We start from the raw sequence: 17,224 nt of genomic DNA, 5'->3' as shown, positions 1-17,224 counted from the left end.
GCCGGCAGCCAGCCCACGCACGTTTTTGCGGGGCTCCGCAATTCGTATTCACCTCCTCCGGCCCCGCCTGCGAGAATGACGCGTCGCGAAGCTCCGAACGGAGCGGCATGCCCATTGCAATCGCCTCTCGAAGGAGGGCCCATGCGCTCGCTTTCTTCTTTTTGGGGCTCGACGGGTCTCGCGCTCGCTTCTTTTCTCGCCGCCGATCTCGCTCGCGCGCAGGTCGACGTGAATCCGCCCCTGCCCAATGTCCTCCTGCTCCTCGACACCTCCGGATCGATGGAGAACATGGTCGATGGCAGGAGGCCCGAGGAGGCGGGCGCCGCGTGCCTCCCCGGCGCGACGACGCCCATGAATCGCTGGGCCACGCTCGTCTCCGTCCTGACGGGCACGATCCAAAACTTTTCATGCTTCGCACAGGACCGCGGCACCTCCGCGTTCCTCGACGAGTATTCGATCGGCGGCGCCCCGCCCGCGGATGCCGCCTACCACCTCCCGTTCCATCGCATTCTCTCGAACGGATGCACCCACGGCCCCGGCGTCTTGCCCTCGCCCTGGTACGAGGTCTCCGACGACGCCATCCGCACGCACGCCTGGAACCATCTCCCAATGCCCTGCGACGCGCCCGGATTCCGGCAAGACGCGGACGGCCTGCTCGATACCTACCGCGACCGCGTGCGCTTTGGGCTCATGACCTTCGATTCGCTCCCGCACCCCGGCACGGGCGCGGCGGGCGACCACAGCTATTTTCTCGGATGGAACGACGGCGCCGCGCCGGCCCACGGCCATCCCGCCGGGTGCGCGGAGCAGCCGTTCGAGGTCGGCGCGAAAAACCCCGCCGCGCCGCCCTGGGAAGGTGGGCTCGTCGGGTTTGGCGGGTACGACGCGCCGATCGCCGAGGTCCGGGCGCAGAACGCGCGCATCCAGCGCACGCTCCTCGCCCTCCGCCCCTTCGGCGCGACGCCGCTCGCCGGCATGCTGGCCGACGCGCGTGATTTCTTGTTGCACGACACCACGAAACACCCCACGACCGGCGCCCCGCTCGGCCCGGCCGAGGACCCCTATCAAAAAGGAGGCTGCCGACCGCAATTCGTCCTCGTCCTCTCCGACGGCGAGCCCAACCTCGATCTGCGTGACGCCTGCGCCGCGGGCGACGGAAAATGCCCTTACCCCAGGCCCTGGGAAATCGCCCACGACCTCGCCACGGGAACGAGCCCCCTTCCCACGTTTGCCGTGGGCTTTGGCCTCTCCGGGGTCGGCGGCGTCGATTGCGCGTCCCTCGCGCCTGCGGACCTGCTCGATCCGAGCGGCCCTTGCGCGGGCGCGGACGGGAGCCTCGCCGCCTGCTGCACCCTCGCGCGGATCGCGCACGAGGGCGGCACCGAGCGCGCCTATTTCGCCTCGGACCTACCTTCCCTCCGCAAGGCCCTCGACGCCGTCCTCGCGTTCGTCTCGTCGAAATCCACGAGCCGCACGATCCCCGTCTTCGCCTCCGCCGGCGCTGCGTCGGCCCAGGGAGACGCGTCCGCCGCGGGATACCAGTTCGTCACCTCCTTCGACGCCCCGCCCGGCGAGCCCTGGAGCGGCAACCTCGAACGAAAACGATACGTGTGCGAGAACCAAGGCGGCCTCGAAGTGCCCGTCCTCGCCCCCGTCGACCCGCAAAAAGGCGACGACTTCGAGGCCAACCTCGCCACGGGGGTTCCGGCCCGGCGCTTCTTCACGGTCCTCGCCGACCCTGCTGGACAAACCATTCCGTCCCGCGGCAGCATCCGGCCCCACCTCCAGAAGAGCGACGGATTTGCCTCCACCGGCGGCGTCTCCACGGGCCTGCTCGAAGGGGCGCATTTCGCCGAAACCCTCGCCCTCGCGCCCGCTGCGCTCGGCATCGACCCGGGCTCCCTCCCGGAGACCTGCAAAGCCCTCGCGCTCCCTTCCCCCACGGCAAACGCCTGCGCCGAGGCCGTGATGCGCTGGGAAATCGGCGATCCCCTCGTCCCGCATGCGCGCAGCGGCCACGAGCTCGGCAGCATCTACCACGCCGTCCCCGCCGTCATGACGCCGCCGCGCGTTTTCCTCCGCGACGAAGCGTATGCCGCGTTTGCCTCCGATCCCGCCTCGCAAAAACGACCGCCCGTGCTTTTCGTCGCCACCACCGACGGCCAGCTCCACGCCTTCAAGGTCGCCGCGAACGACCCCGCCGATCCCTTGCGCGTCGATACGCTCGCGAACAACGAAGTATGGTCGTTTTTCCCGCCGCACGTCCTCCCCGGCCTCCTCCCGACCTACCGGCAGCAGGCCTTCCTCCTCGACGGCAGCCCCGTCCTTCGTGACGTCGTCCTCTCCCGCACCCGCGCCGATGCCCAAGCCGGCTCAGCGAGCACGAAATGGCGCACCGTGCTCCTCGCCGGCGGCGGCATGGGCGGCGGCTTTTATTATGCGCTCGACGTGACCGACCCGGAAACCCCGCGTTTCCTCTGGCAGCTCTCGACGGACGACGCCGGCGCGCCCCTTTTCGGATCCGAGACGCCACGCCCGGCCATCGCCACGATCGCGATCGACGACGGCAAAGGTGATCTCGAGGAAGTCGCGGTCGCCTTGCTCTCGGGCGGCGCCTCCGGGCCACCCGGCGCCGGCGCCTGCCCGCGCCTCGTGCAGGGCTCGCTCGTCGCGCCGGACGAACCCCAAAAGCCCTCGTCCGGCGCCCTCGCCGTGCGATGCCACAACACTTCGAGCGGCGCAGCCCTGCCCGCACGATCCCTGACGCTTGCTCGCCTCGACACCGGCGAGATCCTCGCGACCTTTCGTGGTTTGCCCTCGGACGGCCCCGCCCTCGCGCCGTCGCGGATTCGCCCCTTTTCCTTCGATGCCCCGGTCACCGGCATCCCGACCCCTTTCCCGGCCCAGCCGGGGCAGGTCGCCGATCGCGTGTACGTCGGGGATGCCGATGGAAACCTCTATCGGATCGACCTCACGAGCCCCGAACCCTCGAAATGGTCTGCGCGCCTCGCCTGGGACGCGTATTCCCTCCCCGGCGACACGGCCTCGGCGCGCCAGCCCGTCGAGACCCCGCCCATCGTCAGCGTCGATCCGCTCGGCCGCCCCGTGATTCTTTTCTCCACGGGTGATCAGGAGACGTTCACGAAAAGCGCGGGCGTCCGGGCGCGTATCACCTCGATCCTGGAAGACGCCTCCAAGGACGGCCTCGTGACCCGCCACAACTGGACGATTCCCTTCGAGAACGGCGTGCGCGTCACCGGACCCATTTCCCTCTTCGACGGCGCCGCCTATTTCGCGACCTTCACACCCGAAGGAAACCCCGGCGCCGCCTGCTCCGATGGACACGGCTCCGTATGGGGCGTCGATTATCTCCGGACAACCGCTTGCAGCCCCAACGGCCCGGCCCCGCCCCCCGGATGGCCTTGCCCCCGGTACGTGAAAGACCCCGCCCTGGCGCCCGGCCAAACCAGCTATTTCGAGGATCAGCCCCCGGGCACCGTCGTCTTCGGCGTCGCCGCCCTGCAAACGCCGAGCTGTTATGCCCCCGTCACCTTCCCCGATCCTTGGCTCGGCTCCGTCACGGCGATGGGCCCCTCCACGGGCGGCGATTTCCAGCTCGTGTTCCAGACCGGGCGCGGCGGCCAGGCGAGCGAGGGCTCGAAGACACGCACGTTCACCAAACCGCTGCCGCGCCTGCGCGGAACCGTGACGGTCGATTCGTGGGGCGTCGTCCTCGATTAACGCCGACGCTGGGCCCGCGCCTGGGCGTCTTCCTCGCCCATCTCCGCCTCGGCGAGCGCCTCCGCCTCGGCCGCTTGCGAAGACCCCGGCGCCCCGCCCATCCCCACACGGACGCGCGGCGCACCAATACGCGCGCTCCCCGTGCCTTTCACGTAATACCGGAGCGTCCCGTCATCGTCGACCTCCAGCGAGACATACCCGTCCGGGCGTTTCGCCATCTCCGTGAGCAGCGCGTCGGCCTCCACCTCGCTCACGTTCAGGGCGCGCGCGAGCTCGGCGGGCGTGACCGACCCGGAGTTCCGCCGCGCCACCGCGAACACCGCCTGCTCGTGCGCCCCCCGCTCGCGCTCCTTGCCCGTCTTCCAGAGCAAACGGCCGCCCAGGATGAACAGCAGGCCAAAAAGCACGCTCATGGCGCCCAAAAACCCGCCGACGATCCACGCGACGGTCGCGCTCGCGAGCGAGATCAGCCCCCCGAGCGCGAGCGACACGAGGACGCCCGTGATCAGGATCACCCAGCCAGCCACGCTCGCCACGCCGCCGCCGATCTTCGACGGCTGGCCCGCGACGTTGACGGGCGTGTCCTCCAGAAGCGAGCGAGGCGCGCCGCAGGCCGTGCAATACGCGCGCGCCCCTCGCACGATGGTGGGCGCCTCCTGACGGCAGTTCTGGCATCTCATCGTTCGGGTTCCAGCTCCTGGCGGCCGAACATAAGGCTCGTCTTTCCCGTTGTCGCGGGGAAAGCAGCCAGGCGACGGGCGAGCCGCGCCGCGACCGCTCAGGGCGTAGGCGGGTGGACGAGGATCCGCTGGGTCTGCTTCCACGACACGAGGTCGGCCGTGCGTACCGTCGCCGAGACCTCCCACCGCAGCTCGTTGTTCGGCGCGCCAAACGAGGGCGGCGCCTGCGGCGGGATCCGAAAGATCTCCTGCACCACGGTCACCCGGCCCGGCGGCAGCCTGAGCCGCGCCCGATCGACGGCGCGCCGCTCGCCGTGCAACGAATGACGATAATGCCGCGGCTCGTCCGGCTCGCTCGACGGACGCACCACGACCTCCTGCGCCGCGAGCGAAAGGATGAGCTCCTTCAGCACCTCCGGCCGGCCCGGCTTGAACGAGACCGCCACCGTGACCACCTCGCCCGCCCGCGCGATCTCCGGATGCACCGAGAGCTCGGGCGGGCCGAGCCGCTCGCGCAGCGTGCGACGTCGAAGATGCGCGAAGAGCGCCGAGAGCCCACCGACGAGCAAGAGCAGCGCGAGGATCCGCGCGAACGCCCCCGCGCGCAGGACGAGCAGCGCCGCGCTCGCCGCCGCGAGCGCCACCCCGACGATGGGATGCTCCAGGGTCTTCGGCTCGTCGCGCTTGTCGAGCGCCGCCTCCGGCAAGGGCCCGGGGTTGTACACGAGCGCATGCCGCGCCGGCGCCGTGCGATAACTCTTCGCCGTCAGCGCGCGCGCCTCCTCGGTCCACGGCAGGAGCAGGATCCGCGCTTCCACGCGCTCGCGCGACGCCCAGCCGAGCTTCGCCTCCACGCGCAAGGTCCAGCTCACCGTGAGGATGTGCCCGTGGTACGTGAGCGGCCCGGACGGCGCGGGGATCTCGAAGGGCACGAACGTGGGCTCGCCGGCCGCGAGCGCGAGGCCCGTGGCGAGGACGATCGGCGCGCCGCGCACGGCGTAGGGCTCGCCGCGGCTCTCGACGTCCCAGTCGAGCGAGGCCACGAGCTCGCCTCCGCGGCGGCTCTCGGGACAGACGATCTCCACGCGCCCGGTGATGAGCTCCCCGGGCCTGTGGACGGCGTCGCGACGGTCGAGGTGGAGGGACAGCCGGGGCGACACGGCGTGGCCCTCGTGTGCCTCAGAAGCGCGCCGAGACGCTGGCGCCGAAGCCGAAGAAGTTCGGGCTGATGAAGCTGCGGAGCGCCACCGTGCCTTCGCTCGGATCCCGCTCGACGAACGTGCCGTTGTTGTCGCGCACGTACTGGAGCCAGAGCATCGCCGACATGATCGTCGAGAGGTCCCATTTCAGGCTCGCGCGCGCCTGGAAGATGGGCACCGAGCCCTGGTTCACCGGCAGAATGGCGATGTTGCCCTGCTCGCGCACGACGACGGTGCGCGAGATGGGGGCGTTCGACTCGTCCACCGAAGACGTGGAGAACGTCGACGGGAACTGGAGACCCGCGCCGACCCCGACGGTGAGCCGCGGCGCCGGGAGGTAATAATCGGAGGCGACGGCGAGGAAGAACTCGTTCGCGGTCGCGGCGTCGTTCGGCAGCGATTGGAAGGGAATGTAGCTCGGCTGGTTGCGCAGGACGTAGGGCAGGTCGCGGTAGATGGCCGTGAAGCTGCCGCGCAAGAAGCCGGACTTCACGTTCGCCTGCAACGCCGCGGCCCGCGCCTGCTGGAACGTCGTCCCGCCGGCCACGTCGAAGTCCTTCACGCGTTGCCAGAGGTTCGTCCCCTCGATCGCGACCGACCACGTCGTCTTGCCGGGGCTATAGACCTCCGGCTTGAAGATGATCATCGGCTTGTTCGGATCGTTCCGGTACAGCGCGAAATCGATCGATTGCGGCACCGGCGTGCTCTTGTCGTGGAGCAGGAGCCGCGCGGAGGCGCCGAGCGTGTAAATGCTCTGCCCCGCCACGTCGGGCAGATCGAACTTGCCCTGCTGGAAGTAACCGCCGCCGAGGTCGAGGTGCACGTAATCGCCCAGGTCGACGCTGCCGCCGCCGAGCAGACCGTAGTTCGTCTGGCCGATGCGGATCTCCTCGACCTCGCTCGTGCCCGGCGTCAGCGTCTGCTCGACCTGGATGATCGTCGCGGTCTTCAGGCCGAAGAACACGCTCCACTTGTCGCCCGTGTATTCGACCTTTCCGCCGGGGGCGCCGCCCTGCACGCGCGGGAAGATCGATTGGTTGATGAACGGGTTCGTGCCGCCCCAGGAGATGTCGTAGAGGTAGCCGAGGCGGAACCGATCGGTGTCGAGCGGCCAGAGCGTCACCGACAGGCCGCGCTTGCCGTTTTTATCGCCGTCCGTGTGATAAAAGGCGCGGATGAACGAGCCGGCGTCATAGAGCGACTGGTTCAGGTTGTTCGTGGCGCGCGCGAGCGAGGCGAGGTCGAAGCGCAGGACCATCGACGCCTCGGTGTCGAGGCCTTTGATGAACCCCGGCATCTTCTTGTAGAGCGCGAGGTGCGTCAGGTTCTCGCGGCCGGCGAAGCGCGAGTTCAGGTTGTCGAAGAAGAGGCGGTACGTCCGCCGATCGCCGATCGAGAAGTCCGGCGAGAGCGGCTGCGCCTGCCCCGTCTGGTGCAGCACGTCGTCGTCGCCCATGACCCACGTCAGGCGCGTATCCATGAAATCGCCGATACGCACGGACGGCGGCTCGTTGTCGACCGTCTTCACCGGCGCGGGCTCGGCGAGGACCGGCACGGCCGGCGGCACCGGCTTCGGCGCCTCGGCCGCGGGCGGCGGTGCCGGCGGCGGCGGCGGCGGTGCTTCGGTCGTCGGCGGGGCGGGGGCCTCGGTCGCCGGAGCGCCGGTCTCCGCGGGCGGCTGCGGGGTCGGCCCTCCAGGCGGCGCGGCCGGATCCGTCGGCGGCACCGGCTGTGCAGATGCGCCGGCGGCCGCGAGGAGGAGAGCAGGGATCAGGGCCAGGGGAGCGCCGGCGGCCTTGCGGAGTCGCATGCGGGAATGCATGGGCAATCGAGGGTCCTTCAGTTCGAGCCTTGATCGTTGTCGTCGATGGTCCGGAGGCGAACGCAGGCTTTCGTGGACGGCACGGTCGCCTTCACGCAGCCCTGCGACTGGCATACGAGATCGTCGGGGCACCGCGTCTCGATCGTCCAGTTCAACGAGCCTCCGGAGAAATTGCGCAGCGTGCCGGTGACGGCGTCGAGCGTCTCGCCCTTGTGCCCCGTCGGGTCGAAGCTCGCCGCGGTCCCGGTCTGGATCTGGATCTGCGTGTTGCCTTTGAAGACCTTGTAATTGCCGCGCGCCGAGTACGACGTCCACTCCGTGCACTCGGGATCCGCGGAGCAGGCGTCCGAACACGCGCCTTCGGCCTGGCTCGCGAAATCGACCTGCCCGTCGCCATTGAGATCGCAGTTCGAGTGATCCGCGTCCGGCACGTTGTCGACGACGGGCTTCGGGCCGAACTTCGTGGCCACGCGGAACCCCTCGATCCGCACGAGGCCGGATTCGAGCTTTTCCATCGCGTCCGCGTTCGGGATCATGCTGTCGTCGAGCACGGGCGGCTCGGGCACCTCGCACGTGTCCTCGCCCTCGACCGGAAAACTCACGACGTACGAGGGGAACGAGAGCTCCGTGAAGCCGAAGAACTCGACCACGGTGCCCGTCAGGAACGTCACGCGGTCGCAGACACGCATGCCCGGCGGCGTGGAGAAGTTGAACGCGAAGATGTGGTTGTACCCCGTCGCCTGCTCCGACAGGTCCGTCACGTAAAAGCCGTCGTTCGACACGCGCGTCACGACGAGCGGCTTCGGCCGATGCGTGTTGATCTCGATGGCCTCGTACGGGAAGGGCGTGGCCGAGCCGAAGCCCTGGACGTCGCTGATGCGCGGCAGCTCGTAATGGACCGGCGGCGAGATGCCGGCCGCGAACGTGCCCGTCTCCTCGTTGTCGTCGTCCGCGAACGCGCACCCCGGATCGGCGGGGAAATCGATGAGCACGTCGCCGTCGTCGTCCTTGCCGTTCGAGCAGGCCGGTTTTTCCGAGAGCGGCACCGGCGTATACCCGAGATCCTCGACCCAGAGGCGCGCCGGGCCATACACGGCCGTCACCGTGGCGAGCCCTTGCGCTTTGCCGTCCACCACCTGGATGTTCCGGCCCGCCGCGCCGTCCCCCGTGACGCTGAGGACGACGCCCGGCTCGATGCTGATCCGCACCATGCCGTTGAAATCGACGTGCTCCCCATAAGGCGAGAGCGTCTCCAGCTCGAACGCCCACGTGTCCTCGCGATCCCCACGGTTCGCGGGCAGCGGCGCGTCGTCCGGCGGGGCGTCCGCGCCGTTCACCTGCGTGATCCGCACGCGGAACGTCGAGGCGCCGCTCGGCGGCGCCACCTGATCGGTGCAGGCCGCGAGGGCGAGGAGCGACACGAGGCCAAGAGATGCCCTGTGCGGAGCGGTGGAAAGCTTCATTGCCCGACCATCCGGATGCGACCATCGGAGAAGTTTCCGATGAAACGATCCACGCAAGCGAGGTACTTGCAGGTCTCGCCTGCGGTCCTGCAGGGCGCGAGCTCTTGCTCGCACTCCCGCTCGATCGCGGCCGTCGGCGCATTCTCGCAGACCGAGCGCTGGAACGCGGCGACGTCGTCGCGGCAGGCCCGGAGCACGCAGGTGCCGGCGCTGCAGGGCCGGGCCGCGTCGGAGGCGCAGACGTCCCCCTCGATGACGGACTCGGGGCAGGCGCAGACGAAGTCCTTGTCGAGCTTCTCGCAATCGGCGTCGACCTTGCAGCCGATGGGCTCGTCGTGGTCACACACGCCGTCGTTCGTGCACGTCGCCGGCAGGCCGAGGAGCTTGCCGCACTCGTCGGATTGGCTCCCGTTATTGTTCGCGTCGGCGGGGCAGGGGGGCCGGATGGTACACGGCTCGCCGGCGCGGATGTAATCGATGAGCGCGTCGCGCTGCTGGATCTGCGTATCGAACTGCGTCGTGTTGCGCTGCAGGACGCGGAAGCCGCTGCCGCCGGCCGCGAGGTAGTTCGAGGTGGCGAGCTCGTAGCTCGCGAGCGAATCGAAGGGCTGCCAGCAGACGCCGGCCTCGACGTCGCAGCTCCCGAGGCCCTTGTCGGGGCATTGCGCGTCGCTCGTGCAGGCGACCTTCGGGTTTCGCGCGCCGATGTAGATGTTCGTCGCGACGCCGGGCGGGCTGTCGGGTGTCTTCTGCTGCGTGCAATTGATCACGACGCGGGCGCCCGCGATCTGCACCTGCGAGACGCAGCCGCGGCCGGCCGACCTGCGCGCCACGAAATCGAAGAGGTCCTGCACCTCGACGCCCGAGAGCTGCATCTTCGAGATCGAGTTGTCGAACGGGAAGATGTTGTACATCTGCTCGACGGTCACCGGCCCGGGGACGAGGTCGGCGCGGATGCCCGTGGTGTTCGTCAACGAGAAATCGGTCTGCACGCCGAGGCGCAGCCACATCGCGGTGGAGATCATGTTGCCGAGCGGCGAATCGCCGCCGCTCGTGGAGAAGCGCCGCGATCCGTCGCGCGCATACCCCACGAGCAGGTCGAGGTTCGCCAGCGCGTCGAGGCTCTGCGCATACGGCTCGAGCGTCGCGAGGACGATCGGATCCTCCGGCACGTCCTCCGTCACCGGGAAGAGGCGGTAGTCCTTCGAGACGACCTCGAATCCGTTCACCGGATCGTACTCCGATTCGCCGCCCGACGCGCCGGGGAAATCGGCCGGGTCGTTCGAGAGGACGAGGTCGAGGCGGCCCACGTACTTCGCGAACGCGCCGGAATGGGAGAGGACGACATCGCGCGGCCGGCAATACCTGCGGATCTTGCCGGTCTCCGCGTTCGGATCGTTCAGCTCGATGTAGTAGCTGTTCACCTCGGCGTCGAAATGGGCCGAGCAATCGCGCACGCGCTTCGGCGGCTGGAGCACGATGTGGTTGTGCCCGCCGAGCACGACGTCGATGCCCGTCGTATTCTGGAGCATGCGCTCGTCGACATCGAGGCCGAGGTGCGTGACGAAGACGACGACGTCGACGATGGGCCGGAGGAGATCGGTGTAGAACTGCGCGACCTCGACGGTGTTCAGCGGCGTGATCCCGAGGCGGTTCGGCGCGTCGAAGATCGAGGTCATGCTCGACAGGTTGCCCATGCCGACGAGGCCGACGCGCAGCCCGTCGAGGTGGAAGACCGTGTAGGGCTGGAGGACGGCGCCGAGGGGCGAGGCGCCGGGCTGCGCCGGGTCTTCGAGCAGGTAATTGGCCGCGAGGACGGGGAAGCTCGCCCAGTTCTGGAGCTGGATGCCGAGGTTCAGGGCGCCGCGATCGAACTCGTGGTTCGCCACGAGCATCGCGTCGGTGCCCATCGCGCTGAGGGCGCGAATCTCGGCCTCGCCGGAGAAGAAGTTGAAGACGGGCGCGCCCTGGAAGCAGTCGCCGCCGTCGACGTGCAGGACGCGCGAGGCGCGGGCCCGTTCCCGTCCGACGATATGCGAGATACGCGCGGCGCCGCCCACGTTGGCGATGCTGAGCGCCTCCCCGAGCCCGAGGCCGGCGTCGACCTGGCCGAGCTGGAGGTTGTACGGATAGAGCCGTGAGTGGATGTCGGACGTGTGGATCAGGGTCAGGTGGGTCTGACCCTTGAGGCGTGGGGTGGGCGCGGACGTCTCACAGCCCGAGCCCAGGGCCAAGGTCGCGACCAGAGGTGCGGCCAAGAGAGGAGCTAAGAAGCGTCGGAAGCGCATCGAGCGGGCGTAACCTAGGCAGGATGCCCCGTGTGGCTCAAGGGAAAAACGTGGTGGGTGAACACACCACGGGAGCCCAGGATCCAGGGTTCGCCCGAACGCCCCCGAAAAACGGCGGGGTTCCCGGGGGCAGCCAGGGGCCGTGCCGCCGTGCGTCGTGACGAGGAGGACGTGTCACGGAATCGTCACCAGGGAGCGCTTGACAAACGGGCGGGTTGGATCGGGCGAACGGGCGAGGAGGCGGGGAGGGGAGCGGAAGCGGGAGCGGGAAGGCGTCAGCAGGCGGGGGAGCGCTCAGGTGTGGGGCGGCGCCTTGGATTCCGTGGCGGGCGCGGGAGTGGTTTCGGTGCGCGCTCGCTTGTTCTTGCGGCGCTGGTCGGCGGCCTTCTTCGCGTACCGGGAGCGGTATTCCAGGGTCTTTTGGAAGGCCGCCAGCACGGACGGGTCGCCGTGCAGGACGGTGGCGTCGACGAATCCGCCGATACGGCTGATGTCGGCCTCGCGCGCGTCCTCGTAGTAGATCTCGCTCTCCTGGAGGACCTCGGCGAGCTTGAGGACATCCTTTTTGAGCGCTCGGATCTCGTCGAGCGTGGCGGTCTTGTCGACGACCCTCTCCCACATGCTGGGGTGAATGCCGAGGGTTTCGCCGTACTGCGGGATGGCCTTCGATAGTTCGTCGAAGACCTCCGGAAAACCATCCTTCTCGCGCTGCGCGCCCGCGAACTTGCCATTGGCAAGGTCCACGAGCTTCGGGCGAACATTCGAAACGTCGAAGATGCTGGGGCCCATATAGGGAGCGATCGTGTCGTTCATGAAAACCTCCATGCTCGCACCTTCATGGCAAGGAGCGAGCGTTGTGGGGTGCCGCAAGCGAAGCAGAGGTTGGACGCTGTCATCGGCGAAAGCTTGGCTCCGTCGACGGCCGCGTGGAGGGCGAGGTCGTGGTGGGGGGAATGCGCGGACGCGGCACCGGAGGTCCAGGACGCCGGTGGGAATCGTGCGGACGCGGTTGGCAAGGGTGAGGACGCGGTTGGCAAGGGTGAGGACGCGGTTGTCGAGGGCGAGAGCACCCGATGGGGATCGCTCGGACAGCGTTGCCAAGGGTGAGGACGCGGTTGCCGAGGGGGTGGAGGCGGTTGCCGAGGGGGTGGAGGCGATGGGGAATCGCTCGGACAACGTTGCCAAGGGTGAGGAGGCGGTCGGGATCCGCGCGGAGGCGGTTGCCGAGGGGGAGGACGCGATGGGGAACCGCGCGGACACGATGGGGAGGAGGCTCGGGCTCGGTTGCCGAGGGCGAGGGCACGGAGAGGGAGGGGCTCTTGCTCGTTACGATGGCTGCTTCCCGGCGAACCCCTTCCCCAAGGGGAGGGCAGCGCTCCTCGGGAACATCGTCAAGGCCGCGCGCTGCGTGAAGGATTCGGTGTCGCCAGCGGTCTTCGTTCGCGCGGACGTTCGTGTAAGTCGTTGACCTCGGGCGCCGTGGTGGTTCTGGAGGGAACGGTGCGGGTTCGGGCGATGCTGGTGCGCGGATCCGTGACCGCTTGGGCCGATGCCGAGAACGCGAAGGGGCAGTTCTGCGCGTGCGGATGTGGGGGTGTAGACGATCACCCAAATCCGCGGAAAACGTGACCACGAGTTCGGTCCGGTCGTCGTCACAGCGCGGTCGGCAGCAGGCGCGTGTTGGCCTGCATTTGGTTCTGGCAGGCGTGCATCAGGTGGAGGAGGCAAGCTGCGCCTCCTCCCACTCGCGGTAGGTCTGCCCAGACGGCTTGACCTTCCAGTGCGCACGGCCGTTCAATCCGGTCCCAGTAACAGCGGCTGCCGCTGCCGAAGGAGAGTCGAATGCAAAATCTTGTGTAAACGTCAGCAGCGTGGCGTCATTCGGTACGGGGGCGAGAACGCCGCTGTCCTTCAGACGTCGCCGTAAGTCTCGGTAGCCCTTATTAAGCGAGTCGACTTCTGTGGTTCGTGCTGTCGAACCCTTTCGTACGACGAACTTCCCTTCCACGACGGCACACTCCGCCCCAGCATTCTCCCAGAAAAGCTCGAGTAATAGGCTGGTCGGCTGGCCGTCGACCGGCCTTGTCGGGGTTGAGTCCGTTGTGGCTAGGATATCTGCGCCTAGCGTCGGTAGTAGTAGGCGCACATAATCGAGGTAGACTTCCATATCGGAGAGATCGGCTTCGGGAAGGCTACCAAATGGGGGATCGTTGGTGTTTTTGAGTTCAGCGGCGCGGGCGCTCCGTAACTCTCGTACCATCTTAGCCTCAAGCCAGCGAACGTGAGCTTTGGTTAGGTTCTCGTCTTTCGATACGAAAATAATGGCCCAAGTCCAGAAATCTTGCTTGTTGTCATGTTGGCTCAGCCGCACCCATACCTCGTCGGCCTCGCCAACGTACACAGCATGGCCGGACGGCGCGCTGTCAGAAACACCGAGCAGGAAGTAGATGCCGGTCCGGTGGCTCGCCTTCCGATCACCAAGCCTGGGAAGGTCGGTCCGAGGGCAGATAAGCGCGAGACCGGTCCAGTTACCAACCTCTGCCGTTCGAAGACCCTGTGGTGTCCCATCAACGAGAAAGAGGCGAATCGATCGACCAGGCATAGTTAGGCATCCTATGCAAGACGTTGGGGTCTGACCAGAGCGAATCGTCCCGTCGGTCCAACGCGCGCTTCAGCCGCGGGCATCCGCGCAGCAAGGGCGGAGCGCAGCGACGCCCGCAGCAAGCAGCCCGTCGGCTGCAAGCGCATGTTAGGCCCCTTCTTCGCGTCTGGTGTGAGAGGGGCTGAGGGACGGTCCATCACCATGATGCCGACTCCATCTGCCGATAATAGTCGTCAAGTAGAGCAGTCCACATATTGATGTCCGGAAGCTCCGTGGACTTGTCGACCAGGGTGTAGCTTCGGAATCCGCGCTTCCTTGAGGCGCTGGGCGTTACCTTGGCGTCGAGGTGGAGAACCTCGTGAATTTGCACAAGCCGGGCAGCAACCCCCTCCTTCTGACTGGCGCTCACCTGTTTGGGATACGGTGAAGGATGGCAGAATGCCTTGAGCGCGAGATTCTCAACCGCCAACCCGACTCGGAATGTGTCAGTGCCACTCCCGACAACGCGAGCGACGTGAAGATGCGCAGCAGCTGACCGAGCACCTGTTCCGGTCTTGGTCGACCAGCCTGGGGCAAGACTTCCAAGACTACGCCCAAGATGTGCACACCACGCACGTTGCAGCACGCGACGGAGACGGAGAGTTCCGACGTACTTGCGGAAAGAAGCCTCCGGAGGACTGGGCTGCTTTGGGGAGTTCGGAAAAACATGGCGCGCGTACTCGGGGTCGGTAGTGACCAGCGAGACAGCCTTGATCAGCCTATGAAGCATCTCACGGGCATCCCAAAGATAGGGGTCGCAGGCTGATTTCTCCTGGGAAACCGCGTCGAGTGCCTCCGCCAAATCCGCGTAGCTGGCTGAAATCCAGCCTGTGCCGCCATGTGGACGTTCACCAAGAAGAGACAAGAATATTTTCGCATGAACGTGGCGGGTGGCCAGACGAAGATCGTATGAACTCAACTGCCCCGGGGACTCCTCGCTCTTGAGCTTGTTTTCGATGGCTACACACCCGCGGGAACCGTCCTCGTGGTGGCAGGTCACGACAAGATCGATATTCCCATCTTCGGTTGTGGCAGTAGTTGAAATGACAGGGGGAAGGTTGTGGCCCGTCAGCCGACCAAGGATCTCTGCTCGCACCGGTGCAGATAGCGGCGAATGGACGCCGAGGAGCCACGCGAGCAATCCAGTTTGCACGTTCTCTCTGTCGGCAACTGCCATGTACTCCAGGGCGCACAGCGATTCAAAGTTCACGAATGCCTCGTAAATGACAGTCGAGCTTCCCGCTGTCTTGTGGGCCAAACAGTGTAATTAGCCCGCCGCCGCATAACCACCCCTCCGCGGTGGCTCGCCCGCTGCGGCGTAACCACGCAACCCAGCACGATACGCAGCGGCCGCATAACCTACCTCTTTCGGGGATTCGGCAGCGCCAGCGTACCACGACCGTCACCGCGTGGAGCTCGCGAAGGGTCGCGGAGAGGTCGACTTGCCGCACGCGCTCCGCGCCAAGATACCCGGCGCTGCCACGAGCCTCGCTTGGCAATACCTGTTTCCAGCGTCGAGACGGTGCATGAACCCCGCGACGGGTCGTCCGGTGCTCCATCACATGCACGAGACCGGCGTGCAGAAGGCCATCCAGCGCGCGGCTTGCCTCGCGAAGATCGATAAGCGCGCTACCTGCCACACCCTGCGCCATAGCTTCGCCACGCACTTGCTGGAAGCTGGAACGGACATTCGCACCATTCAGACTCTGCTCGGGCACAGCGACCTGCGAACCACCATGATCTACACGCACATCGTCGATCGCGGCCCTCTGGGCGTCGCGAGCCCACTTGATCGGTGAGGGGCGAAAACCCCCACGAACGTGGCTCGCTGACCGGAACCTCCCGCCACCATCCAGGCCCACAAGGTACGGATCTCACAACTCGGCCAGCTCTACAACAGGATTCCAGAACCCTCCGCGAACACACCGCGTCCCGCGCCCGCTCGCGGAACGCGAAGGTCCCCGATGGAATCCAGGTCGAGCCCCTCGATCAAGAGCCCAGCCGGCCCTCGGACGACGAGCAGGCCGCGTTGAGGCGCAGATGCGGGCAGAGCAATGACCTCGACGCGCTCGAAGCTGGGCTCCGGGCCGCACCCGAGCGGCGTCATGTCGAGCTGCGCCGCCCAGCGCTGCAATGTTTGAAAACAGATACCGAGTTCGAGACCGATATCCCGCTGCGATGCGCCCTGCTCGCGTCTCGCGCTGTAATACGAAGCCGCCTTCCGGCGAAGCGAAAGGGGGTATGCCTTGCCGCGGCCGCGTCGGCCCTCGGTGCGCGAGACCTCTGCACGAATTGCTGCCGCTTGTTGTTCTGTACGCATGTTGAGGCTCCTTCCGGCGAGGAGCCTGGGCACGCGGGCCACGGGGCGTCAGGACGGGCGGTGGCGAGGTGTTACGATGCAATCACCAGCCGGGCGAAACCCAAAGCCAAGTCTCCGCCCCCGAGCGCTCATCCGTAGCCGCCCCCTGACAGCAGAAGCCCCTCGGCTCGACGCCGGCGAGTTCCCCGCCCTTGGGCTCGGAGAGACGAGTCGCCTCCACCAAGGGTTGGCCGTTATGTCGGCTCCTCGGGGATCTCGGGCGAGCCGGGCCAGGTGATTCCCACCTTCTGAAGTCGCTGTTGAGCGCAAAGGAGTCGCTCCGGGTCGGGCGGTTTGGGAAGGAGCGTCGCAAGCTCGGCCATCGTCAGCTCCGTGGGGCCAGCGAGGGCGCGGGCGGTCACGGCGTCTATGATCGCGTGGATGGGGGCGGCGCTCGGTTCGTCCGCCCGGAACTTGACTCCGTCACTACACGCCAGCGGCAGGCGATCGCCTCGGAGCAAGCCCCACGCGGCCAGCCGGTTGGCGCCGCAAGCCGTCGGATCGTCGAACATCGTGCCTGCGACACGATCGCCGTAAAGCCAGAAGCCTACGCCCGCATCCCTCTGCCCATGCTCGGGTCCCACTCGGAGCATGCCGACGGCCCTCACGAATACGGGCTCCAGCTCCTCGGGAAGGTCCGGCACGGCCCCGCGCACATCGTCCGGGCCACCCGTCACTGCGTCGATCGGGAGGTCGAACTGCTCGATCGGACCGGCCCCTAGCTCGTACGCGAGGCCGACGACGCCCGCTTCGGTCCACGCCACGACCTCGTAATCTCCGCATCCGTTGCCGTTGTAGAAGGCGCCCCGCTGAAGGTCGCCCGTCCAGCCCGGGAAGGCGCAGGCGGTAAAGCTATGGCGCTCTAGCGGGTCCACATGCGCAAGGCTGACTTCGACATAGGCGCGCAGAGCGGCGCGCACGATGGCATCGCGGTTGAAAACGAGGCGTCCGAAACGACTGGTACGCGCGACCATCTGCGTCGCCTACGCCACGTCGGTCTCCGCGTCAAGGCGCTGGGAAAATCAATGCGC

General features: G+C 67.4%; 13 protein-coding genes. 3 read left to right on the top strand and 10 right to left on the bottom strand.

Going from position 1 to position 17,224, the window contains the following annotated elements; all coding sequences use genetic code 11:
• Positions 1-141: 141 nt before the first annotated feature.
• The gene (locus tag E8A74_RS29490) at positions 142-3,741 is read left to right on the top strand and encodes a pilus assembly protein (RefSeq protein ID WP_170229466.1); all 3,600 of its coding nucleotides are present in this window, start codon (positions 142-144) and stop codon (positions 3,739-3,741) included.
• Here E8A74_RS29490 and E8A74_RS29485 read toward each other — a convergent pair.
• The 6 genes from E8A74_RS29485 to E8A74_RS29455 form a co-directional block, all read right to left on the bottom strand.
• On the bottom strand, positions 3,738-4,421 hold the full coding sequence (locus tag E8A74_RS29485) for a hypothetical protein (protein WP_136932433.1): 684 nt from the start codon (positions 4,419-4,421) through the stop codon (positions 3,738-3,740). The two genes, E8A74_RS29490 and E8A74_RS29485, sit on opposite strands and share 4 nt — an antisense overlap.
• Before the next feature lie 98 nt (positions 4,422-4,519).
• Complete coding sequence (locus E8A74_RS29480) at positions 4,520-5,581, bottom strand: hypothetical protein (RefSeq protein WP_136932432.1); 1,062 nt, start codon at positions 5,579-5,581, stop codon at positions 4,520-4,522.
• Positions 5,582-5,600: 19 nt separating this feature from the next.
• On the bottom strand, positions 5,601-7,430 hold the full coding sequence (locus E8A74_RS29475) for a hypothetical protein (protein ID WP_170229465.1): 1,830 nt from the start codon (positions 7,428-7,430) through the stop codon (positions 5,601-5,603).
• 29 nt (positions 7,431-7,459) lie between these two features.
• Positions 7,460-8,905, bottom strand: coding sequence for a hypothetical protein (locus E8A74_RS29465; RefSeq protein WP_136932430.1), 1,446 nt, complete (start codon positions 8,903-8,905; stop codon positions 7,460-7,462).
• Complete coding sequence (locus E8A74_RS29460; RefSeq protein WP_232379797.1) at positions 8,902-11,163, bottom strand: bifunctional metallophosphatase/5'-nucleotidase; 2,262 nt, start codon at positions 11,161-11,163, stop codon at positions 8,902-8,904. Before E8A74_RS29460 ends, E8A74_RS29465 begins: the two co-directional genes overlap by 4 nt.
• A gap of 324 nt (positions 11,164-11,487) precedes the next feature.
• Positions 11,488-12,006, bottom strand: coding sequence for a hypothetical protein (locus tag E8A74_RS29455; protein WP_136932428.1), 519 nt, complete (start codon positions 12,004-12,006; stop codon positions 11,488-11,490).
• Positions 12,007-12,232: 226 nt separating this feature from the next.
• Here E8A74_RS29455 and E8A74_RS29450 point away from each other — a divergent pair, with 226 nt between their 5' ends.
• On the top strand, positions 12,233-12,661 hold the full coding sequence (locus tag E8A74_RS29450) for a hypothetical protein (RefSeq protein WP_136932427.1): 429 nt from the start codon (positions 12,233-12,235) through the stop codon (positions 12,659-12,661).
• 243 nt (positions 12,662-12,904) lie between these two features.
• Here E8A74_RS29450 and E8A74_RS29445 read toward each other — a convergent pair whose 3' ends face one another.
• On the bottom strand, positions 12,905-13,795 hold the full coding sequence (locus tag E8A74_RS29445; protein ID WP_136932426.1) for a GIY-YIG nuclease family protein: 891 nt from the start codon (positions 13,793-13,795) through the stop codon (positions 12,905-12,907).
• A gap of 196 nt (positions 13,796-13,991) precedes the next feature.
• A complete protein-coding gene (locus tag E8A74_RS29440; RefSeq protein ID WP_136932425.1) occupies positions 13,992-15,044 on the bottom strand; it encodes a PDDEXK-like family protein in 1,053 nt (350 codons plus the stop codon).
• A gap of 316 nt (positions 15,045-15,360) precedes the next feature.
• Between E8A74_RS29440 and E8A74_RS29435 the strand changes: the two genes are divergently transcribed.
• The gene (locus tag E8A74_RS29435; protein WP_211365470.1) at positions 15,361-15,633 is read left to right on the top strand and encodes a tyrosine-type recombinase/integrase; all 273 of its coding nucleotides are present in this window, start codon (positions 15,361-15,363) and stop codon (positions 15,631-15,633) included.
• Positions 15,634-15,725: 92 nt separating this feature from the next.
• On the opposite strand, the gene E8A74_RS29430 is transcribed toward E8A74_RS29435, so the two are convergent.
• Together E8A74_RS29430 and E8A74_RS29425 are read right to left on the bottom strand one after the other, a co-directional pair.
• A complete protein-coding gene (locus E8A74_RS29430; protein ID WP_136932423.1) occupies positions 15,726-16,187 on the bottom strand; it encodes a hypothetical protein in 462 nt (153 codons plus the stop codon).
• A gap of 200 nt (positions 16,188-16,387) precedes the next feature.
• Positions 16,388-17,167, bottom strand: coding sequence for a hypothetical protein (locus E8A74_RS29425; RefSeq protein ID WP_136932422.1), 780 nt, complete (start codon positions 17,165-17,167; stop codon positions 16,388-16,390).
• Between the last annotated feature and the right edge of the window lie 57 nt (positions 17,168-17,224).

It is taken from the genome of Polyangium fumosum, assembly GCF_005144585.1.
GTDB classification, from domain to species: domain Bacteria; phylum Myxococcota_A; class Polyangia; order Polyangiales; family Polyangiaceae; genus Polyangium; species Polyangium fumosum.
The sequence above is the reverse complement of the archived record's forward strand: the minus strand, read 5'-3'. Positions and strand labels throughout refer to the sequence as shown.

Bases quoted from the DNA above. Each gene is read 5' to 3' on its own strand.
- E8A74_RS29490 (WP_170229466.1), top strand. From the start codon at position 142: ATGCGCTCGCTTTCTTCTTTTTGGGGCTCGACGGGTCTCGCGCTCGCT.
- E8A74_RS29485 (WP_136932433.1), bottom strand. From the start codon at position 4,421: ATGAGATGCCAGAACTGCCGTCAGGAGGCGCCCACCATCGTGCGAGGG.
- E8A74_RS29475 (WP_170229465.1), bottom strand. From the start codon at position 7,430: ATGCGACTCCGCAAGGCCGCCGGCGCTCCCCTGGCCCTGATCCCTGCT.
- E8A74_RS29465 (WP_136932430.1), bottom strand. From the start codon at position 8,905: ATGAAGCTTTCCACCGCTCCGCACAGGGCATCTCTTGGCCTCGTGTCG.
- E8A74_RS29455 (WP_136932428.1), bottom strand. From the start codon at position 12,006: ATGAACGACACGATCGCTCCCTATATGGGCCCCAGCATCTTCGACGTT.
- E8A74_RS29445 (WP_136932426.1), bottom strand. From the start codon at position 13,795: ATGCCTGGTCGATCGATTCGCCTCTTTCTCGTTGATGGGACACCACAG.
- E8A74_RS29435 (WP_211365470.1), top strand. From the start codon at position 15,361: ATGAACCCCGCGACGGGTCGTCCGGTGCTCCATCACATGCACGAGACC.
- E8A74_RS29425 (WP_136932422.1), bottom strand. From the start codon at position 17,167: ATGGTCGCGCGTACCAGTCGTTTCGGACGCCTCGTTTTCAACCGCGAT.